We start from the raw sequence: 19,242 nt of genomic DNA, 5'->3' as shown, positions 1-19,242 counted from the left end.
AGGAGCGGCCGGAGCGCCCGACGCGGCCGGAGCGCCCGACGCGGCGGGGACCGGGGCGCGGCTCACACCCCCACTGCGGTTCACGCCCTCACCGCGGCTCGCGCCCCCACCACGGCTCACGCCCCCACCCCCTTCCGGCGGACCAGCACGATCAGGAACGGCACCCCGATCAGCGCGGTCATCACCCCGGCGGGCACCTCCGAGGGCGGGAAGAGGAGCCGGCCGACCGCGTCGGCGACCAGCACCATCACCGGGCCGAGCAGTGCGGCCACCGGCAGTACCCAGCGGTGGCCGCTGCCGATCAGGGCGCGGGCCAGGTGCGGGACGGCGAGGCCGACGAAGGCGAGGGGGCCGGCCGCCGCGACGCCCGCGCCGGTCAGCACGGCGGCGCCCAGCCCTGCCACGATCCGTACGGTGGCGACCTTCTGGCCCAGCCCCCTGGCGGCGTCCTCGCCGAGGGCCAGTGCGTCCAGGCCGCGCGCGACGGCCAGTACGAGCACCGCGCCCGCCAGCAGGAACGGCCAGATGCCGAGGGCCGTCGCGGCGTCCCGGCCGGTCAGCGAGCCGACCTGCCAGAACCGGAACTCGTCCAGCGCGGCCGCACGCGTCGTCAGTACCGCCATGGTCACCGCGACCAGCAGGGCGTTGATCGCGGCGCCGGCCAGCGCGAGCTTGACGGGGGTGGCGCCGCCCCGGCCGCGCGCGGCGACGGCGTACACGAGGACGGCCGCGAGCCCGGCACCGGTGAAGGCGACGCCGACGTAGCCGGAGAGCGTGTGGACGCCCGCGAAGGCGATGGCCAGGACCACGGCGGCCGAGGCGCCCTGGCTGATGCCGAGGACGCCGGGGTCGGCGATCGGATTGCGGGTGAGGCCCTGCATCGCCGTGCCGGCCAGCGCGAGCGCGGCGCCGGCCAGCAGGCCCACGAGGGTGCGCGGCAGCCGCAGGTACAGGACGATGCGGGCGGCCTCGCCGTGGCCGCCGTACAGCAGCGCGTCGATCACCTCGCGGGGCGGCACCGGGCGGCTGCCCACCGCGAGGGAGAGGAGCGCCGCGCACAGCAGGGCGGCCGCCGCCGCGGCGGTCCAGCAGGCGCGACGGCGGGCGAGGGGAGTTCCGGGGCTGCCGGCCAGGGCGACTGACATCGGTTCCGTTCCGCCGGGGGAGGTGGTGGTGTGCCGATGGTGCGGGTGCGCGGTGGGGGGCGCGGTCGCTGCGGAGGATGAAGGTGAGGCTACGCTCAGTTTACGGATCGTGGCCGTGAGGGCCAGAGGCACAATGGGTGTCATGCCCACGCATACCGTGACGGTCGGCTTCGACCTCGACATGACCCTGATCGACTCCCGCCCCGGCATCAAGGACGCCTACGAGGCGCTCTCCGCCGCCACCGGGACGTACATCGACACCGACCTCGTGACGACCCGGCTCGGGCCGCCGCTGGAGCAGGAGATCCGCAACTGGTTCCCCGAGGAGCGGGTCGCCGAGATCGCCGACCGTTACCGCGCGCTCTACCCCGAGCACGCCATCACCGGGACGCTCGCCATGGAGGGCGCCCGTGAGGCCGTCGCCGCCGTGCAGCGCCTGGGCGGGCGGGCCGTCGTCGTCACCGCCAAGTACGAGCCCAACGCCAAGCTGCACCTGAAGCACCTGGAGATCGACGCGGACGCCGTGGTCGGCTCCCTGTGGGCGGAGGGCAAGGCCGAGGCGCTGCGCGAGTACGGCGCGAGCGTCTACGTGGGCGACCACACCGGCGACGTGCGCGGCGCCCGCGCTGCCGGTGCGCTGTCGGTCGCCGTGGCCACCGGGCCCTGCTCCGAGGAGGAGCTGCGGGAGGCCGGCGCGGACGTCGTCCTGCCCGGCCTGGCCGCCTTCCCGGCCTGGCTGGAGGGCTACCTCGCGGACACCTCGCGCGGCTGAGGGCGCGTCCCGCCCGGCCGAGCCGGTGCCTAGCCGGACTGGGCCGACGCCTCGCGGGCCTGGCGGCGCTGGGCCGCGACGGAGCGCAGCACGCCGGCGGCGGCGATCAGGAAGCCCGCTCCCATGAGCATGCAGACCCAGTAGAAGACCGGCGGGAGCGGGTCGGAGCCGAGGAAAAGGGGCGTCATCGTCGCGAGAGTGGCGAAGGCGCCAATAAGGAACACGATCGCGCCGATCCGGACGAGCAGGTCCCCGGCGCGCGGACCTTCGGTGGTCGCCGGAGCCGTGCCCCGGACGGGAGGGTTGTCAGACACACGACCAGGGTAAGTCCCCGCTCGGAAGCGCTGAGGAACCACCCGGCGACGTCTTGTCACCAGGCCCCGGACCATTAGCCTTGGTACCGGCGGGTCCGCGGACCCGCTGCACTGCTATCCAGAGCTGTTGTGTGCGCAGCTACCCCAGATTTCCCGACGAGTACGAGGACGAGGACAGACGTGCCTACCGGCAAGGTCAAGTGGTTCAACAGCGAGAAGGGCTTCGGCTTTCTCTCCCGCGACGACGGCGGTGACGTCTTCGTGCACTCTTCGGTGCTGCCGGCGGGCGTGGACGCACTCAAGCCGGGCCAGCGCGTCGAGTTCGGCGTGGTCGCGGGCCAGCGCGGTGACCAGGCGCTTTCGGTGACCCTCCTCGACCCCGCGCCCTCCGTCGCGGCGGCCCAGCGGCGCAAGCCCGACGAGCTGGCGTCGATCGTGCAGGACCTCACCACGCTCCTGGAAGGCGTCGCGCAGCAGCTGGAGCGCGGGCGCTACCCCGACAAGGCACACGGCGGCAAGATCGCGGGCATGCTGCGCGCGGTCGCGGACCAGCTGGACGTCTGAGCGGCGCGCGCCGGCCGGCCGGAGACACCCCCGCGGGAAGCCCCGCGGGGGTCGGTCGTCATACGAACTTCAGCGCATCCGGGCCGAGCGGCGGTACGAGTCCTTCGGCCGCGGCGCGGGTGAGCAGTCCGCGCACCGCCGCGTAGCCGTCCTCGCCCAGGTCGGCGCTGAACTCGTTCACGTACAGCCCGATGTGCTGGTCGGCGACGGCCGGGTCCATCTCCTGCGCGTGCTCCAGGACCCAAGCGCGCGAGGCCTCCGGGTCCTCCCACGCCATCCGTACCGAGGTGGTGATCGTCCGGGCCAGCTCGCGCAGCGTCTCCTCGCCCAGCGAGCGCTTGGCGATGATCGCGCCGAGCGGGATCGGCAGCCCGGTCGTGGTCTCCCAGTGCTCGCCCATGTCGGCGAGGCAGGTCAGGCCGAAGTTCTGGTACGTGAAGCGGGCCTCGTGGATGACCAGGCCCGCGTCGACGGCGCCGTCCCGCACGGCGGGCATGATCTGGTCGAACGGCATGACCTTGATCTCGCCCACGCCGCCGGGCACCTGGTCCGCGGCCCACAGCCGGAAGAGCAGGTAGGCGGTGGAGCGCTCGCTCGGCACCGCGACCGTGGCGCCCTTGAGGTCGGCGGGCGCCGCCGCGTCCTTGGTCAGCACCAGCGGGCCGCAGCCGCGGCCGAGCGCGCCGCCGCAGGGCAGCAGCGCGTACTCGTCCAGCACCCAGGGCAGTTCGGCGTAGGACACCTTCAGCACGTCCAGCTCACCGCGCTCGGCCATGCCGTTGGTGAGGTCGATGTCCGCGAAGGTGACCTCCGGCGCGGTGGCGCCGGGGACCTTGCCGTGTGCCCACGCGTGGAAGACGAACGTGTCGTTCGGGCAGGGCGAAAACGCGATCTTGAGCGCCTGGCTCATGGCGTGCTCCTTGCGGACAGGGCTCGCGGCAGATCGGCGAAGGCGGCGGTGAGGGCGGCGAGCGCCTCCCCGATCCGCCAGGCGGCGCGGTCGCGCGGGCCGACGGGGTTGGAGATCGTACGGAGTTCCAGCACCGGCACGCCGTGCGCGGCGGCCGCCTCGGCGACGCCGAAGCCCTCCATGGCCTCGGCGAGCGCACGCGGGTGGCGGGCCAGCAGCTCCTTGGCGCGGGCCGTGCTGCCGGTGACGGTGGAGCCGGTGAGGACGGTGCCGGGCAGCGCGCCGGTGGCCGCGGCGACGGCCGCGACCAGCTCTTCGGGCGGGCGGTGCGCGTCCGTGCCGAAGCCGAGCGCGGTGACCGGCAGGAAGCCGTCGGGGGTCTCGGCGCCGAGGTCGGCGGCGGCGATCTCCTCGGCGACGACCAGCGCGCCGACGGGCGCGCCGGGCGCGAAGCCGCCGCCGATGCCGGCCGAGACCACGAGGTCGTAGGCGTGCTCGCCGAGCGCGGCGGCGGTCAGCGCGGTGGCGGTGCCGGCCGCCGCGGCGGCCGGGCCCACGCCGGCGGCGAGGACGTCGAGGGTGTACGGGCCCCCGGGCGCGTCGGACCGCACGGTGCGGTGCAACGCGGAACCGCCCGGTACGGGGATGCGCTCGGGCCGTCCCGCCGTCGCGGCGGTGACCGCGTCGCGTTCGGCGGGGACGGCGGTGACGACCAGGATGTGCATCAGGTGACCGGGCGGTTCAGGAGCGGCGCTCAGGAGTCGGCGCGCTTGAGCTTGATGTTCCAGACGCCGGTGTACTTGCCGCCCTTGGACGTCATGATCGAGATCGTCGCGGAGTCCGACATCTGCTGGCTCTGCTGGTTGTAGAAGACCCGGTCGCCCTCGACGGAGGCGTACGTCTGCTTGCTCAGGCTGGTGACCGGCATGCCGTTGGACATCGCGATCCAGCCCTGCTCGGCCATGTCCGGCTCGACACCGAGGCGCACCTTGTCGCCGGGGTGCACGGTGAGCGTCTGCTCCGGCTCCTTGGTCATGCACTTCTCGAACTTGGCCTGCTCCGCCTTGCCCTTGGCGGTGAGGTCGCCGAGGACCTTGCCGTCCTGGTAGCAGGAGGCTTCGGCCGTGACGGTGTCCTGGCCGGCGGTCACGGTCGCCCGCGGCGTGGGCTGGTCACAGGCGGAGAGGACGAGCAGTCCCAGGGACACGGCGCCCGCGGCGGCGACGGCACGGCGGCCCTTGCCCCGGAGCGAGGAGGAGAACGCGGTCATGCGGGCAGGCTATCTGGCCGCCGGGCCCGGACGACGGCGGGGTACGGTGCGCGCGCTCACGTGGGGCAGCGGATTACGCCACGCGGGGTCGCGCCGCGCCGTGCCGGTGCGCCGCGCTGAGCAGTCCCCGTACGGTCGTGGCGGCCGCGGCGGCCAGTACCGCGGAGGCCACCGCCAGGCCCAGCACGCCGTGCAGCGGCAGCGCGATGCCCAGCGCGCCGCCCACCACCCACGACAGCTGGAGCACCGTCTCGGAGCGGGCGAAGGCGGAGGTGCGGAAGGACTCCGGCACGTCCCGCTGGATCAGCGCGTCCAGCGCCAGCTTCCCCAGCGCCTGGCACAGCCCGGCAGCGGCGGCGGTCGCGGTCACCATCACGCCCGCGAGTACGGCGTAGAGGAGGCAGGCGGCGACCGTGACGCCGAGCGCGAGCGTCAGGACCACCGCGATGATCACCTCGGGGCCGCGTGCCCGCAGCCACGCGCCGACCGCCGTGCCCAGCGCGTTCCCGGCGCCCGCAGCGACCGCCACCAGGCCCAGCGACACCGCGGGGCTCAGCCCGCCCAGCGGCTGCTCGCGCAGCAAAAACGCCAGGAAGAAGGTGAGGAAGCCGGAGAGGGCGCGCAGCGCGGTGTTCGCCCGGAGGCCGCGCAGGACGGACCGGCCGACCGTGCGCAGCCCGGGCCGGGGGCGGCCGGAGCGGCGCCCGGCCGGGACCCGCGCCTCGCCGCGCGCCGAGTCCACCACGTGCGGCAGCGAAAAAGAGAGAAACGTGCCTGCGGTGAAGACGGCGCACGCCCCGTACAGCGGCCACGCCGGGCCCAGCGCATGCAGTCCGGCACCCAGCGGGGCCGCAATGCCGGTGGCCAGCAGCCCCGCGAGGGTGACCCGCGAATTGGCCTTCACCAGGGAGAAGCGGCGCGGCAGCAGTCTGGGCACCACGGCCGAGCGCACCACGCCGTACGCCTTGGACGACACCAGCACGCCGAGCGCCGCCGGGTACAGCTCCAGGCCGCCGGTGGCCACCGCGCGCGACATGGTGAGCGCCAGCACCGCGCGGGCCAGCATCGCCCCGGCCATCGCGGCGCGCCGGCCGTGCGGCACCCGGTCCAGCAGCGGCCCGACGACGGGCGCGAGGAGCGCGAACGGCGCCATGGTCACCGCGAGGTAGAGCGCCACCCGGCCGCGCGCCTGGTCGGTGGGGACGGAGAAGAAGACGGTGGAGGCGAGCGCGACGGTGATCAGCATGTCGCCCGCCGAGTTCACCGCGTGCAGTTCGATCAGCTTGCCGAGGCCCGACTCGCCCGCGCCGTGCGCGTGTGTCGCGCGCCGGACGGCGCGCCCGGTGGCGGCGAAGGGACGGCGCACCGCGGCCGCCGTGACCCGGCCCGCGCGCCCCACGGCCCGGCCCGCCCCACGGGCCGGGCCGCTGCCCTCGGTCGTTGCCCTGGCGGCGGCCACGTCGTCATAGTGCCCGAAACGCCGCCCCAACTCGCCCAGCTGATGCCAGTTTCCGTGAGTTTCCCTCGGTTCCTGCCCGGGCGGGCCAGGGGTGGCGGCGGGGCACGTGGCGGCTGCCGGTGACATTTGCCGCTCCCGCCGGGGGGTCGTACACGATTGAAGGGGTAGCGTGTGTAGCGCGCCACCGGCGGTCGCTCTTGGCCGCGCGCCTTGCCACGATCCCGCAGAATGGTTCGTGAAGGTGCGCTGCTCGTGGAGGGCTGATCGGGCGCGGACGTCGACGCGGTCCTCAGGTCCGCTCCGCCCGCCCCGGCCCGTCGGTCGTCCGGACAGGTTCGGGACGGCTCCGGCCGGCGCGCTCGTGAGACGGCGTGGAAGAGAGAATCGATTCTTGTGAGTGCTGCGATGCGAAGCCGTACGCCCGACCGCCTCTGCGCCGAGGCCGTCGAACTCGCCCGCGCGGCGGCCGAGGAGGCCGCCCTGCCGGGCATGGTCGGTGAGCACGTCGGTGCAGTGGCCGACGGGGACCGCGTCGTCACCCACTTGTTCGAGTGCAAGGAGCCGGGCTACCGGGGCTGGCGCTGGGCCGTCACCGTAGCGCGCGCCTCCCGCGCCAAGGTCGTCACGCTCGACGAGTCCGTGCTGCTGCCCGGCCCCGACGCGCTGCTGGCACCCGAGTGGGTGCCGTGGAGCGAGCGGCTGCGCCCGGGCGACATGGGCCCCGGCGACCTGCTGCCCACGGAGGCCGAGGACCTGCGGCTGGAGCCCGGCTTCCTGGCCGACGAGGAGTTCGGCGACAACGGCGGCGTGGGCGTGTCGCCCGTCGCGCCCGGCTCGCCGGACGCGGAAGCGGCGGGCCCCACGGCCGCCGGCCGCGCCGACGCGGCACGCGCCGCCCGTGCCGCGCAGGGCAACGGCTCCGGGGACGCCGCGCACGCCGCCGAAGCGGCCGAGGCCGCCCGTGGCCCCCTCGCGGAGCTGGCCGAGGCGGAGGACGCCGACGTGGTCGCCGGCACCCCCGCGCACCAGTCCACCGCACCGGCCCGCGGCAGCATCGCCGCGGTCGCCGAGGAGCTGGGCATGGGCCGGGCCCGGGTGCTCTCCCGGTACGGCCTGCACACCGCCGCCGACCGCTGGGAAGAGGCGTACGGCCCCAAGACCCCGATGGCGCAGGCCGCCCCCGCCGCCTGCATGAGCTGCGGCTTCCTCGTACCGCTCGCCGGCTCGCTGCGGCAGGCGTTCGGCGTCTGCGCCAACGAGTTCTCGCCCGCCGACGGCCGGGTCGTGTCGCTGGCGTACGGCTGCGGCGGGCACTCCGAGGCCGCCGTGATGCCGAAGCCGCCGCGCCCGGCACCGCCGGTCATCGACGAGACGGTCGTCGAGCCGCTGCCGCTCCGCCCGGACCGCGACGGCGGCTCCGTCTCGGAGGGCGAGCCGGCCGAGGAGCTCGGCCACAGCTGAGCCGCCCGGCGCGCGGCGTCCGGTGGGGTACGCCGCCCCGCCGCCCCTTCGGCGCCGCAATTCCCGAGCCCGCAGGGGTACCCCGGCCCCCGCGGTCGCATGCCGGGACCGCGTCCCGGGCTGCCCGTTTGCGCCCCGTTGCCGTGGCGTGTCGTACCCCGGCCGTCCCCGGGGCACCCGAGGCGGAAGAATGACACGTGAAGCCGCCGCGGGGCGGGAAGCTGTGTGCGAGGGAGCAGTCGTGAGCCGTAGGGCGACCGTCCAGGATCCCGCCGATGGTGCGGACCCCTTCGGGGCCGCGCGGTTGCGGCGGGGCGTACTGGACGCCTGGGCGGGCTCACCGGCCCGTTTCCGCGAGGACGCCAACGCCGAGGAGGACCTCGCGCTCGGCGGCTACCGCGACCGGCTCGTGGTCGAACTGGCCCAGAACGCCTCGGACGCGGCCGCCCGCGCCGGCGTACCCGGCCGGCTGCTGCTGACCCTGCACCCCGGCGAGGACGGCAGCCACGCGGTCCTGGTCGCCTCCAACACCGGCGCGCCACTGGACGCAGCGGGCGTCGAGTCCCTGTCCACCCTGCGCGCCTCCGCCAAGCGCGACAGCGACGCGGCGGCGGGCGCCGTCGGCCGCTTCGGCGTGGGCTTCGCCGCCGTCCTCGCGGTCACCGACGAACCCGCGGTGGTCGGCCGGACCGGCGGCGTGCGCTGGTCGCTGGCCGAGGCCCGGTCCCTCGCCCTGGAGGTCGCGGCGCACAGCCCCGGCCTGGGCAACGAACTGCGGCGCCGGGACGGCCACGTACCCCTGCTGCGGCTGCCGCTGCCCGCCGAGGGCACGGCCCCCGAGGGATACGACACCTCCGTCGTGCTGCCCCTCCGGGACGGCGCCGCCGAGGATCTGACGGTCCGTCTGCTCGACGCCGTGGACGACGCGCTGCTGCTGACCCTGCCGGGCCTGGCCGAGGTCGTCATCGAGACCCCCGAGGGCGTCCGCGAGCTGCGCCGCCGCGAGGACGGCCCGTACGTCGTCGTCGAGGACAGCGTGCGCGGCACGGCGCGCTGGCGCGTCGCGCACGACGGCGGCCCGCTGGACCCCGCGCTGCTCGCCGACCGCCCCGTCGAGGAACGCCTGCGGCCCGTCTGGTCGGTGACCTGGGCCGTGCCGGTGGACGCCGAGGGCGAACCGGTACGCCCCGCCACCGCACCCGTCGTGCACGCGCCGACCCCCACCGACGAACCCCTCGGACTGCCCGCGCTGCTCATCGCCTCGTTGCCGCTGGAGCCCACCCGCCGGCACGTCGCACCCGGCCCGCTCGCCGACTTCCTCGCCGAACGCGCCGCCGACACCTACGCCACGCTGCTGCGCGACTGGGAGCCGGCCTCCCTCGGCACCGTCGACCTCGTGCCCGGACCGCTGGGCAAGGGCGGCCTGGACGGCGAACTGCGCCGGCTCGTGCTGGAGCGGCTGCCGCGGGTGCCGTTCCTGCCCAGCGCCGCCACCGGCGCCGCCCGGCGCAAGGAGGCCGACCGCGCGCTCGACACCTGGCCCGAGGCCGACGAGCCGGCCGGCACCGAGCCCGAAGGGCCGTACGTGCTGTGCCCCGTCGACGCCGAACTGGTCGAAGGAGCCGGCGCCGAGACCGTCGCCGTACTGGCCGAACTCTTCCCCGGCCTGCTCCCCGCCGGCCTGGAGCGCCGGCCCGAACTGCGCGCGCTGGGCGTGGCCCGGGTACCGCTCGGCGAACTCGTCGACCGGCTGGCCGGCGTGGAGCGCGCGCCCTCCTGGTGGCGGCGGCTGTACGAGTCGCTGGCCGGCACCGACCCGGACCGGCTGAGCGGCCTCCCGGTGCCGCTCGCGGGCGGCCCGGCCGAGGACGGCGGGGGAGCGCGCACGACCATCGGGCCGCGCCAGGTGCTGCTGCCCCTCCGCGACGAGGGACCGGACGCCGCGTCCCGGCACCGCACCCTGGCCCGGCTGGGCCTGAAGGTCGCGCACCCGGACGCGGTGCACCCGCTGCTGGAGAAGCTCGGCGCGGTGCCCGCCACGCCGCGTGCCGTCCTGAAGACCCCTCAGGTGCGCGCCGCTGTCGCGCACTCCCTGGAGGCCGCCGAGGACGAGTACGACGTCTTCGACGAGGACGCCGTGGGCGGGCCCGGCGGCGCGCTCGCCGGCGAGGAACTGGCCGAGGCCGTGCTCGGGCTGGTCCGCGACGCCGCCCTCGCCCCGGGCGACGAGCCGTGGCTGGGCGCGCTGGCCCTGCCCGACGAGGACGGCGAGCCCGCCCCCGCCGGCGAACTGGTCCACCCGGGCAGCGCCTTCGAACGGGTCATCAGAGACGGCGAACTGGCCTGCGTGGACGAGGAGCTGGCGGCCCGCTGGGGCGAGCAGCCGCTGACCGCCGTGGGCGTGCTCGCGGACTTCGCGCTGGTACGCGCCCAGGACGTCGTCCTCGACCCCGACGAGCTGGAGCCCCGCGACGGCGACTTCGCCGAGCCCGACGACGTCGGCCTGCTGGACGCGGTCGACGTCTGGTGCGAGGACGTCCTCGACGGACTCCCCGAGACCCCCGTGCCCCCGGTCGCCACCGAGATCATCGCCGTACGCGACCTGGACCTGGTCGACGACGACGCCTGGCCGCAGGTGCTGGCCATGCTGTCGCAGCCGCCGCTGCGGGACGCGCTGACCGCCCCGGTACGCGTCCTGCTCCCGGACGGCACGACGGAGACCGTGCGCCCGTACACCGCGTGGTGGCTGCGCGACCACCCCGTCCTCGACGGCCGGCGCCCCGCGGGCCTGCGCGCGGCCGGCGGCGACCCGCTGCTGGCGGGCCTGTACGAGGCGGCGGACGCTGGCGGGGTGGACGCACAGGTGCTGCGCGCGCTGGGCGTCCGCACCTCGGTCGGGGCGCTGCTGGACGAGCCGGGCGGCGCGGCCGAGCTGCTCGCGCGGCTGGCCGACGAGGACGCCGAGGTGGCCCCCGCGCAGCTGCACGCCCTGTACGGCGCGCTGGCTGACCTGGACCCCGAGCAGGTCACGCTCCCGGACGAGCTGCGGGCCGTCGTCGGCCGCGAGGTACGGGTCGTGGACGCCGCCGACGCGGTGATCGCGGACGCGCCCGACCTGCTGCCGCTGGCCGGGGACCGGCCGCTGCTGCCGGTCGCGCCGGGGCGCGCCGCCGCACTGGCCGAGCTGCTCCAGGTACGGCGGCTGAGCGAGGAGTGCCCCGCCGAGGTACGCAGCGAGGGCACCGTACGCGAGGTGCCGGACGCGGTACGCGCGCTGCTCGGCTCCGGCACGCCGGAGACGTACGTCGAGCACGACGAACTGCTGGTGGCGGCGGACGGCGGGGAGACCGAGCTGGACTGGCGGCGCGCCGCCGACGGCACGGTGCACGCGGCGACGTTCGAGGGCGTGGCGGCCGGCCTGGCCTGGGCCACGGGGCAGTGGCCGCGCCGCTTCGAGGTGGCGGCGCTGCTGGAGGACCCGACGCGCACGGAGGAACTGGCGCGGGCGCGCTGGTTCGACTGAGCCCGCGGGCCTCGTGGCGCGGAGAGCGTCTGACGTGGGGGGCCGTCAGGGCCCGGCGCGTCCTGGATCAGGCGGGGGTCAGGCGCTGGGTGCGGCCCGGCCCCCGTCGCGCTGGGCCGCCGCGTCCCGCTTGGCTGCCGCGTCCCGCTTGGCCGCCGCGTCGCGCTTGATCGCGGCGTCGCGCCGGCGGACGTACCAGACGCCGAGCAGCCCGAGCCCGCCGCCGGCCAGGCACGTCCAGACCCACCAGGTGGTGCCCCGGTCGTCGAACCAGCCGTAGAAGGGGAGCTGGGCCAGGAAGAGCACGAACCAGATGACGGTGCCGCCGGTGATGGTGGCGACGACGGGCCCTTCCAGCGGTGCGGGGGCCTCGCGCAGTTCGGACTTCTTCCACATACCACTTAGCTTACGGCGACCGGGCGCGCCGCCGGTTACCGGCACTCCCGCCTGCCGTACCCGCCGCCCACAGGGCCGCCGCGCAGGCGGGGCGGGCTGTCGGGCCCTGGGCGGGCGCTGTCGGGCCCTGGGCGGGCGGGCGCTGTCGGACCCTGGGACTACTGTGCTGAGAAGGGGACCTCGCACCCCCCCCATGGGGGAGAAACCGGGGGAAACGGTACGCCAGCGCTGGCCGGCCGGCGGACGACGGTACCCCCGTGCTGCGCCGGCCCGCGGACGACGGTACGCCCGCGCTGTGTCGGCCCGCGGACGACGGTACCCCCGTGCTGCGCCGGCCGGTGGACGACGGTACGCCCGCGCTGTGTCGGCCCGCGGACGACAGGCGCCCGGCAATCACTCCCCTCGGGCCCCGCGCCGCAAGGGTCTACGCGCGGAGATAGCGATCATCGTTTTGTTTATTCATACTGAACCTTTCCGGATCTGACCGGTTTCTGTCGTCTGATAGAACAAACCTGATCCGATCGTTGTGTGGTCCGTAGCTCCGGGCCGCCGCGCCTCCCCAGGCCCGTACCACTGAGGTCACCACCGATGCCCACCCCGGCCACCACCCAGGCCGACGCCGATTCCCCGTCCGGCGCCACGCCCGAGCCCAAGAACGGTCTCGACCGGTTCTTCCAAATCTCCGAACGCCGCTCCACGGTCGCCCGTGAGGTGCGCGGCGGTCTGGCCACCTTCTTCGCGATGGCCTACATCGTGATCCTGAACCCGATCATCCTGGCCGGCGGTCAGGACATGAACGGGCACCACCTGGACAACGCCCAGCTCGTCACCGCCACCGCGCTGATGGCCGGTCTCACCACCGTCCTGATGGGCGTCATCGGCAACGTGCCGATCGCGCTCGCCGCCGGCCTCGGCATCAACGCGCTGGTCTCCCTCCAGCTCGCGCCCAAGATGACCTGGCCGGACGCCATGGGCATGGTCGTCTGGGCCGGCATCGTGCTGATGATCCTGGTCGCCTCCGGTCTGCGGCAGCGCGTCATGGACGCCATCCCCAACGGGCTGCGCCGCGCCATCGCCATCGGCATCGGCCTCTTCATCACCCTGATCGGCCTGGTCGACTCCGGCTTCGTCAGCCGCAACCCGGACTCCGCCCACACCACCGTCCCGCTGGGCCTGGGCACCGGCGGCCAGCTCCAGGGCTGGCCGGTGCTGGTGTTCGTGCTCGGCCTGGCGCTGATGTTCGTGCTGACCGTACGGAAGACCAAGGGCGCGATCCTCATCGGCATCGTCGCGATGACCATCGTCGCGATCATCATCAACACCATCGCGGGCCTGCCGGACAGCGCGTGGGGCCTGGCCGTGCCCAAGATCCCGCATGCGCTGGTGGGCACCCCGGACTTCGGCCTGGTCGGTCAGATCAGCCTGTTCGGCGGCTTCCAGAAGGTCGGCATCCTCACCGGCTGCCTCTTCGTCTTCACCGTCCTGCTCTCCGGCTTCTTCGACGCGATGGGCACGATCATCGGCGTCGGCGAGGAGTCCGGGCTGGCCGACAAGGACGGCCAGATGCCGCGCATGGGCCGCATCCTGATGCTGGACGGCATTGGCGTCGCGGGCGGAGGGCTCGGTTCCTGCTCGGCCAACACGTGCTTTGTTGAATCGACCGCGGGCGTCGGCGAGGGTGCCCGTACCGGTCTGGCGAACGTCGTCACCGGCGGGCTCTTCCTGCTCACGCTGATCTTCAACCCGCTCGCCACGGTCGTCCCGTCGCAGGCCGCGACCCCCGCCCTGGTCGTCGTCGGCTTCCTGATCATGGCGTCCAACGTCCGCGAGATCGACTGGAGCGACTTCACCGTCGGCATCCCGGCGTTCCTGACGATCGTGTCGATGCCGTTCACCTACAGCATCACCACCGGCATCGGCGTCGGCGTCCTGGCCTTCATCCTGCTGCGCGCCGCGACCGGCCGCTTCAAGGAGGTGCCCTGGCTGCTGGACGTCGTCGGCCTCTGCTTCCTGGTCTACTTCCTGCTCAACCCGATCGAGCAGGCACTCGGCCTGAAGTAGCCGGCCGCCCGCGGCGCGGCTGCCCCGGGCCGTGTCGCGCCCGTACCAGTGACCTCGGTGACGTCATCCGTGTCGGACCAGTGACCTCGGTGACGTCATCCGTGTCGGACCAATGACCTCGGTGACGTCACCCGTGTCGGGCCAGTGACCTCTCCTCCACCGGCTCCTATATCGGCGGAGCGGCGTAGAACCGTTCCGTCTCCTCGACCGACGTCTTGAAGCGTTCGTCGAAGTCCTCGCGCATGAGCGTCCGGATCACATAATCCTGGACGCTCATGCCGCGTTTGGCCGCGTGCTGTCCGATGCGCTCCAGCAGCTCGCCGTCGACCCGCAGGCTGAGCACTCTCGATCCCATGCGGACAACGTTCCCCGTCCGGCCGTCCGGCGCACGTCACTTTCCGCCATCACCTCACTCGTTTGGGTGATGCATCGAGTTCTGCATCCAGCCCTGCACCAGACCTGCATCCAGTCCGGCGTCCCTCGACTTTCTTTAGCGAGAGTAATGAGTTACGCTAACAAACATGCCGGAACTGTCCCTCGGCGACGACGCTGCCGCCGTGAACGCACTGCGGTCGGCCGTCATGCGCCTGTCCCGCCGGATCAAGCACCAGCGGGTCGACGAATCGCTCAGCTCCACCGAGATGTCGGTGCTGGGCACGCTCGCGCGCTGCGGCTCGGCCACCCCCGGTGAGCTGGCCCGCAAGGAGCACGTCCAGCCGCCGTCGATGACCCGCATCGTGGCGATGCTCGAGGCCAAGGGGCTGGTCCGGCTGGAGCCGCACCCCGACGACCGCCGCCAGAAGGTCGTCACGCAGACCGAGCAGGCCGAGGAGATGCTGGAGGAGAGCCGCCGCAAGCGCAACGTCTGGCTGGCGGAGCTGGCCTCCGGCCTGGACGAGGACGAGTGGGCGGCGCTGCGTGCCGCCGCACCCGTCCTGGAGAAGCTCGCGCACCTCTGAGCGCGGCACGCCGGGCCGGGAAGGACGGCGCCGCAGCAGCCGCCCCCGGCCCGCACGACCTGCACGAACCGCGACTGCACAAACTGCACGAGCCGCACCTGCACAACTGCACAAACCGCATCTGCGGGAACCACAACTGCACACACCGCATCTGCGCGAACCGCACCTGGACACACCGCACCTGTACGTACGGCACCTGTACGTACCGCCGACGCACCACCCCACGAGATGTCGCCACCGAGCAGCTGACCACCGACCGCCGAGGAGGCGAACCCACTTGAGTACGGGACCCGGAACAGATTCCGCCCCCGCACCGAACCCCGACAACGACCGCGGGACCGGCGCCGCCCACGCCCCCGCGGAAGCCGCAGCGGCTGCCGTCAAGCCGCGCAAGGGCACCTTCAGCTCGCTGCGCAACCGCAACTACCGGCTCTTCGCGACCGGCCAGGTCGTCTCCAACACCGGCACCTGGATGCAGCGCATCGCCCAGGACTGGCTGGTGCTGAGCCTGACCGGCTCCTCCGCCGCTGTCGGCATCACCACCGCGCTCCAGTTCCTGCCCATGCTGCTCTTCGGGCTGTACGGCGGCGTCATCGCCGACCGGCTGCCCAAGCGCAAGCTGCTGCTGATGACCCAGTCCGCGATGGGCCTCACGGGACTCGCCCTCGCCGTACTGACCCTGACGGGGCAGGTCCAGGTCTGGCACGTCTACCTCGTCGCCTTCGTACTCGGCCTGGTCACCGTCGTCGACAACCCGGCCCGCCAGTCGTTCGTCTCCGAGATGGTCGGCCCCGACGACCTGCGCAACGCCGTCAGCCTGAACTCCGCGAACTTCCAGTCGGCCCGGCTGGTCGGCCCCGCCGTCGCGGGCGTACTGATCACCGCCGTCGGCAGCGGCTGGGCCTTCATGCTCAACGGCCTGTCCTTCATCGCGCCGATCATCGGCCTGCTGATGATGCGCTCCGCCGAGCTGTACCCGGGCAAGGTCGTACCGCGCGGCAAGGGCCAGCTCCGTGAGGGCCTCCGGTACGTGGCGGGCCGCCCCGACCTGATCTGGCCGATCGTGCTGGTCGGCTTCATCGGCACCTTCGGCTTCAACTTCCCGATCTGGCTGACCGCCTTCGTGGACAAGGTCTACCACTCGGGCGCCGGCACGTACGGCCTGCTCAACACCCTGATGGCGGCCGGCTCGCTGGCCGGCGCACTGCTCGCGGCCCGGCGCGTCACCTCCCGCCTGCGCCTCCTGGTGGGCGCCGCGCTCCTCTTCGGCGTCCTGGAGATCACGGCCTCGCTCGCGCCGACCTTCTGGCTGTACGCGGTCCTCCTCGTCCCGATCGGCATGTGCGGCCTGACCATCAACGTCACCGCGAACTCCAGCGTCCAGCTGGCCACGGACCCGGCGATGCGCGGCCGTGTGATGAGCCTGTTCATGATGGTCTTCATGGGCGGTACGCCGCTGGGCGCACCGCTCGTCGGCTGGATCACGGACGAGTTCGGCGCCCGGATCGGCTTCCTCACCGGCGGCGCGGTCTCCGCGCTGGCCGCGGTGGGCGTCGGCCTGGTCCTCGCCCGCATCGGCGGCCTCCGCCTCAAGGTCGACCTCCGCCCCGGCCACCAGCACGTGGCCCTCGTCCCCCGCGAGGGCGCGGCCCACGAACGGGTCGCGGCGGCGGCGTGACGGTCGCCGCCGGCGGGTTGCGTGCGGTGTGAGCGTCGCCGCCGGTGAGCGGTTCGCTGCCTGTGGGTGTGAGCGTCACCGCGCGGGGGCGGGTCGCTGCTGTGGTGTGACGCTCGCCGCCCGTGGCGGGGCGGTGCCAGCGCCTGTGGGTCGCCGTCCGCGGATCCGTCGTGGTTGCTCGCCCAGTTCCCCGCGTCCCTCAAGGGGCGCGGGGAACTGCGTGATCGGCCCCAGTGGCGGTGCACACGCCAGAATGACCGCATGAGACTCTTCGCAGCGGTCCTGCCGCCGCCGGCGGTGATCGACGAACTGGCCGCCGAGACCGCGGCCCTGCGCCGGCTGCCCGGCGCGGAGCGCCTGCGCTGGACCGGGCACGCGGGCTGGCACTTCACGCTCGCCTTCTACGGCGAGGTGGCCGACGACCTGCTGCCCGAGCTGCACACCCGGCTGGCCCGCGCCGCCCACCGGCACGGCCCGTTCCCGCTGCGCGTCAGCGGCGGCGGCCGGTTCGACCACAAGGTGCTGTGGGCGGGCGCCGCGGGCGGCCTGGACCCGATGCGGCACCTGGCCGACTCGGCAGCCGCCGCCGCGCGCCGGGCCGGCGTCGACATGGGCGAGCACCGCCGGTACACGCCCCATCTGACCCTCGCCCGGAGCCGTGGGGGCGAGGCCCGCGTGGACCTCGTCCCCTTCTCGGAAGCGCTCGCGGAGTACGAGAGCGAGGAGTGGTCCGTGACCGAACTGGCCCTGGTCCGCAGCAACCTCCCCGCCTCCGGCGTCCCCGGCGAGCAGCCCCGCTACGAGACGGTGACGTCCTGGCCGCTGGGACACTGAGCGCGCCGGGGCACTGAGCGCACCCGGGTACGGCGGTACTGGCTGCGGGCCCGTCCGGCCGTCCGGTTACGCTCGAAGGGTGGATCCCAAGACCCGTAACCGGATCATGTCCGGTCTGCTCGCCGTGCTGCTGATCGTCGTCGTCGTGGCGGCCGCCCTTCAGTGACGCCCCAGTGCCCCCGCACTGACCGGCGTACTTCCGGAGCCTCCCGGGCGCGCTGACCGCACTTCCGGCGTGCCGACCGCACTCCCGGGATGCTGACCGCACCCTCTGCGTACTGGTCCGACTTCCGGCGCACTGGCGGCACTCCCGGCGTGCTGACCGGATCGTTCCGGCACCGGCCCGGATCGGGCCTGACGTCCCGGCACCGGCCCGGACCAGGATGGGGGCATGAACCGAGCGCTGATCGTGATAGACGTCCAGGAGTCCTTCCGGGCCCGCCCGCTGTGGGAGCAGATCGCCAACCCCAAGATCGCGGAGCCGGTCAACCGGCTGGTCCGCCTCGCCCGCGCCCAAGGCGACATGGTGGTCTGGGTACTGCACTCCGAGCCCGGCAGCGGTGGCGTGTTCGACCCGGCCGAGGGCCACGTCCGCCTGCTGGAGGAGCTGGCACGGCCGGAGCCCGGTGAGCCCGTCCTGTACAAGACCTCCCACAACGCCTTCACCACCACCAACCTGCAGCAGCTGCTGACCGAGGCGGGCGTACGGGAGCTGCGGGTCTGCGGCATCCGTACCGAGCAGTGCGTGGAGACCACGACCCGGGTCGGCAGCGACCTCGGGTACCGGATGGTCTTCGTCACCGACGCCACGACCACCAACCCGATCGGTGACCTCGGCGCGGACGCGATCATCGAGCGTACGGAGGCGGTACTGCGTGGCCGCTTCGCCCGGATCGCCACGGTGGCCGAACTGGAGGCGGAGCCGGCGGCCGGGCCGGTGGCGGAGCCGGAGACCGTCCCGGCGTGAGCCTCGTCGTCTTCGTCCTCCTGCCCGGGGTGCACCTGCTCGACCTGGCCGGACCGGCCCAGGTCTTCAGCACGGCGGCGGACCACGGGCAGCCGTACCGGATCGGTTACGTCGGCGAGCAGGAGCAGGTGTGCAGTGCCCAGGGCCTGCCGCTGACCGCGCAGACCCGCTGGCCGGAGCTGGGCGACGACGACTTGGTCGTGGTGCCGGGCTGGCGCGCGCCCACCCTGGCCGGCGGACCGGAGCCGAGCCCGGACACGCTGGCTCGGCTGCGCGCCCACCACGCCGCCGGGGGCACCGTCGCCAGCGTGTGCGCCGGCGCCGAGGCGCTCGGCCGGGCGGGACTGCTGGACGGGCGCCGGTGCACCACGCACCACGACCTCCAGGACGAGCTGGCAGCGCGCCATCCCCGGGCGACCGTGGTGCGGGACGTACTGTTCACCGCCGAGGACCGGGTGGTGACCTCGGCGGGCATCGCCAGCGGCATCGACCTGGCCCTGCACCTGCTGGCGGCCCGCCACGGCCCGGCCCTGGCCGCCCAGGTGGCGCGGGACATGGTCGTCTACGCCCGCCGCAACGGCCACGAGCCGCAGGCCAGCGCCATGCTGCGGCACCGCTCGCACCTGGACGACACCGTCCACCGCGTCCAGGACCTCATCGACGCACGCTTCGCCGAACCGCTGCCGCTGGCGCGGGTGGCGGCCTCGGCGGGCGTCAGCGAACGCACGCTGACGCGGCTGTTCCACCGCGCCACGGGCGGGCTGACGCCGCTGCGCTACCAGCAGACGCTGCGGCTGGAACGCGCCGAGCATCTGATCAGCCACGGCACGACGGTGGAAGCCGCGGCCCGCGAGGTGGGGTTCGAGGACGCCCGGATGCTCCGCCGCCTGCGCGCCCGGGCGACGCGTGTGCCTGTCGACGGCACGTGA

18 protein-coding genes are annotated in these 19,242 nt (G+C 74.1%); 10 read left to right on the top strand and 8 right to left on the bottom strand.

Going from position 1 to position 19,242, the window contains the following annotated elements:
• Window positions 1–116: 116 nt before the first annotated feature.
• Window positions 117–1,145, bottom strand: a complete 1,029-nt coding sequence (locus C3486_RS18290) for an iron ABC transporter permease (protein WP_103833790.1) — start codon at window positions 1,143–1,145, stop codon at window positions 117–119.
• Window positions 1,146–1,287: 142 nt separating this feature from the next.
• Between C3486_RS18290 and C3486_RS18285 the strand changes: the two genes are divergently transcribed.
• Complete coding sequence (locus C3486_RS18285; RefSeq protein ID WP_181138596.1) at window positions 1,288–1,917, top strand: HAD family hydrolase; 630 nt, start codon at window positions 1,288–1,290, stop codon at window positions 1,915–1,917.
• Window positions 1,918–1,946: 29 nt separating this feature from the next.
• Here C3486_RS18285 and C3486_RS18280 read toward each other — a convergent pair whose 3' ends face one another.
• On the bottom strand, window positions 1,947–2,231 hold the full coding sequence (locus C3486_RS18280; RefSeq protein WP_103833788.1) for a hypothetical protein: 285 nt from the start codon (window positions 2,229–2,231) through the stop codon (window positions 1,947–1,949).
• A 180-nt stretch (window positions 2,232–2,411) separates the two neighbouring features.
• On the opposite strand from C3486_RS18280, the gene C3486_RS38565 reads away from it, so the two are divergent.
• On the top strand, window positions 2,412–2,795 hold the full coding sequence (locus tag C3486_RS38565; protein WP_030254499.1) for a cold-shock protein: 384 nt from the start codon (window positions 2,412–2,414) through the stop codon (window positions 2,793–2,795).
• A gap of 58 nt (window positions 2,796–2,853) precedes the next feature.
• Here C3486_RS38565 and C3486_RS18270 read toward each other — a convergent pair whose 3' ends face one another.
• From C3486_RS18270 to C3486_RS18255, 4 genes are all read right to left on the bottom strand, one after another.
• Window positions 2,854–3,705, bottom strand: coding sequence for a 1,4-dihydroxy-6-naphthoate synthase (locus tag C3486_RS18270; protein ID WP_103833787.1), 852 nt, complete (start codon window positions 3,703–3,705; stop codon window positions 2,854–2,856).
• Window positions 3,702–4,430, bottom strand: coding sequence for a futalosine hydrolase (locus C3486_RS18265; RefSeq protein ID WP_103833786.1), 729 nt, complete (start codon window positions 4,428–4,430; stop codon window positions 3,702–3,704). The genes C3486_RS18270 and C3486_RS18265 overlap by 4 nt, the downstream gene beginning before the upstream one ends.
• A 29-nt stretch (window positions 4,431–4,459) precedes the next feature.
• Window positions 4,460–4,975, bottom strand: a complete 516-nt coding sequence (locus C3486_RS18260; RefSeq protein ID WP_103833785.1) for a hypothetical protein — start codon at window positions 4,973–4,975, stop codon at window positions 4,460–4,462.
• A 73-nt stretch (window positions 4,976–5,048) separates the two neighbouring features.
• Window positions 5,049–6,434 carry an MFS transporter gene (locus tag C3486_RS18255; protein WP_103833799.1) on the bottom strand — a complete coding sequence of 462 codons (1,386 nt, stop codon included), beginning with the start codon at window positions 6,432–6,434 and terminating at the stop codon, window positions 5,049–5,051.
• A 405-nt stretch (window positions 6,435–6,839) separates the two neighbouring features.
• Between C3486_RS18255 and C3486_RS18250 the strand changes: the two genes are divergently transcribed.
• Together C3486_RS18250 and C3486_RS18245 are read left to right on the top strand one after the other, a co-directional pair.
• Window positions 6,840–7,895, top strand: a complete 1,056-nt coding sequence (locus C3486_RS18250; RefSeq protein ID WP_103833784.1) for a DUF3027 domain-containing protein — start codon at window positions 6,840–6,842, stop codon at window positions 7,893–7,895.
• Window positions 7,896–8,136: 241 nt separating this feature from the next.
• Window positions 8,137–11,418, top strand: coding sequence for a sacsin N-terminal ATP-binding-like domain-containing protein (locus C3486_RS18245; RefSeq protein ID WP_103833783.1), 3,282 nt, complete (start codon window positions 8,137–8,139; stop codon window positions 11,416–11,418).
• A 78-nt stretch (window positions 11,419–11,496) separates the two neighbouring features.
• On the opposite strand, the gene C3486_RS18240 is transcribed toward C3486_RS18245, so the two are convergent.
• Window positions 11,497–11,814, bottom strand: a complete 318-nt coding sequence (locus tag C3486_RS18240) for a DUF2530 domain-containing protein (RefSeq protein WP_103833782.1) — start codon at window positions 11,812–11,814, stop codon at window positions 11,497–11,499.
• Between the two features lie 588 nt (window positions 11,815–12,402).
• On the opposite strand from C3486_RS18240, the gene C3486_RS18235 reads away from it, so the two are divergent.
• The gene (locus C3486_RS18235) at window positions 12,403–13,875 is read left to right on the top strand and encodes an NCS2 family permease (protein WP_103833781.1); all 1,473 of its coding nucleotides are present in this window, start codon (window positions 12,403–12,405) and stop codon (window positions 13,873–13,875) included.
• Window positions 13,876–14,041: 166 nt separating this feature from the next.
• Here C3486_RS18235 and C3486_RS18230 read toward each other — a convergent pair whose 3' ends face one another.
• A complete protein-coding gene (locus C3486_RS18230; protein ID WP_030609984.1) occupies window positions 14,042–14,230 on the bottom strand; it encodes a hypothetical protein in 189 nt (62 codons plus the stop codon).
• Between the two features lie 166 nt (window positions 14,231–14,396).
• Between C3486_RS18230 and C3486_RS18225 the strand changes: the two genes are divergently transcribed.
• The 5 genes from C3486_RS18225 to C3486_RS18205 all read left to right on the top strand — a co-directional run bounded on the left by C3486_RS18225 (window position 14,397) and on the right by C3486_RS18205 (window position 19,242).
• On the top strand, window positions 14,397–14,834 hold the full coding sequence (locus C3486_RS18225) for a MarR family winged helix-turn-helix transcriptional regulator (RefSeq protein WP_103833780.1): 438 nt from the start codon (window positions 14,397–14,399) through the stop codon (window positions 14,832–14,834).
• Between the two features lie 277 nt (window positions 14,835–15,111).
• Complete coding sequence (locus C3486_RS18220; protein WP_103833779.1) at window positions 15,112–16,512, top strand: MFS transporter; 1,401 nt, start codon at window positions 15,112–15,114, stop codon at window positions 16,510–16,512.
• Between the two features lie 261 nt (window positions 16,513–16,773).
• A complete protein-coding gene (thpR, locus tag C3486_RS18215) occupies window positions 16,774–17,346 on the top strand; it encodes an RNA 2',3'-cyclic phosphodiesterase (protein WP_103833778.1) in 573 nt (190 codons plus the stop codon).
• 391 nt (window positions 17,347–17,737) lie between these two features.
• Window positions 17,738–18,313, top strand: a complete 576-nt coding sequence (locus C3486_RS18210) for a cysteine hydrolase family protein (RefSeq protein ID WP_103833777.1) — start codon at window positions 17,738–17,740, stop codon at window positions 18,311–18,313.
• Window positions 18,310–19,242 (top strand): GlxA family transcriptional regulator, encoded by a 933-nt coding sequence (locus tag C3486_RS18205; protein ID WP_103833776.1) that lies wholly within the window; start codon window positions 18,310–18,312, stop codon window positions 19,240–19,242. The genes C3486_RS18210 and C3486_RS18205 overlap by 4 nt, the downstream gene beginning before the upstream one ends.

The sequence above is a fragment of the Streptomyces sp. Ru73 genome, from assembly GCF_002920575.1.
GTDB lineage: Bacteria > Actinomycetota > Actinomycetes > Streptomycetales > Streptomycetaceae > Streptomyces.
The sequence above is the reverse complement of the archived record's forward strand: the minus strand, read 5'-3'. Positions and strand labels throughout refer to the sequence as shown.

Bases quoted from the DNA above. Each gene is read 5' to 3' on its own strand.
- C3486_RS18290 (WP_103833790.1), bottom strand. From the start codon at position 1,145: ATGTCAGTCGCCCTGGCCGGCAGCCCCGGAACTCCCCTCGCCCGCCGT.
- C3486_RS18285 (WP_181138596.1), top strand. From the start codon at position 1,288: ATGCCCACGCATACCGTGACGGTCGGCTTCGACCTCGACATGACCCTG.
- C3486_RS18270 (WP_103833787.1), bottom strand. From the start codon at position 3,705: ATGAGCCAGGCGCTCAAGATCGCGTTTTCGCCCTGCCCGAACGACACG.
- C3486_RS18265 (WP_103833786.1), bottom strand. From the start codon at position 4,430: ATGCACATCCTGGTCGTCACCGCCGTCCCCGCCGAACGCGACGCGGTC.
- C3486_RS18260 (WP_103833785.1), bottom strand. From the start codon at position 4,975: ATGACCGCGTTCTCCTCCTCGCTCCGGGGCAAGGGCCGCCGTGCCGTC.
- C3486_RS18250 (WP_103833784.1), top strand. From the start codon at position 6,840: ATGCGAAGCCGTACGCCCGACCGCCTCTGCGCCGAGGCCGTCGAACTC.
- C3486_RS18240 (WP_103833782.1), bottom strand. From the start codon at position 11,814: ATGTGGAAGAAGTCCGAACTGCGCGAGGCCCCCGCACCGCTGGAAGGG.
- C3486_RS18235 (WP_103833781.1), top strand. From the start codon at position 12,403: ATGCCCACCCCGGCCACCACCCAGGCCGACGCCGATTCCCCGTCCGGC.
- C3486_RS18230 (WP_030609984.1), bottom strand. From the start codon at position 14,230: ATGGGATCGAGAGTGCTCAGCCTGCGGGTCGACGGCGAGCTGCTGGAG.
- C3486_RS18225 (WP_103833780.1), top strand. From the start codon at position 14,397: ATGCCGGAACTGTCCCTCGGCGACGACGCTGCCGCCGTGAACGCACTG.
- thpR (WP_103833778.1), top strand. From the start codon at position 16,774: ATGAGACTCTTCGCAGCGGTCCTGCCGCCGCCGGCGGTGATCGACGAA.
- C3486_RS18210 (WP_103833777.1), top strand. From the start codon at position 17,738: ATGAACCGAGCGCTGATCGTGATAGACGTCCAGGAGTCCTTCCGGGCC.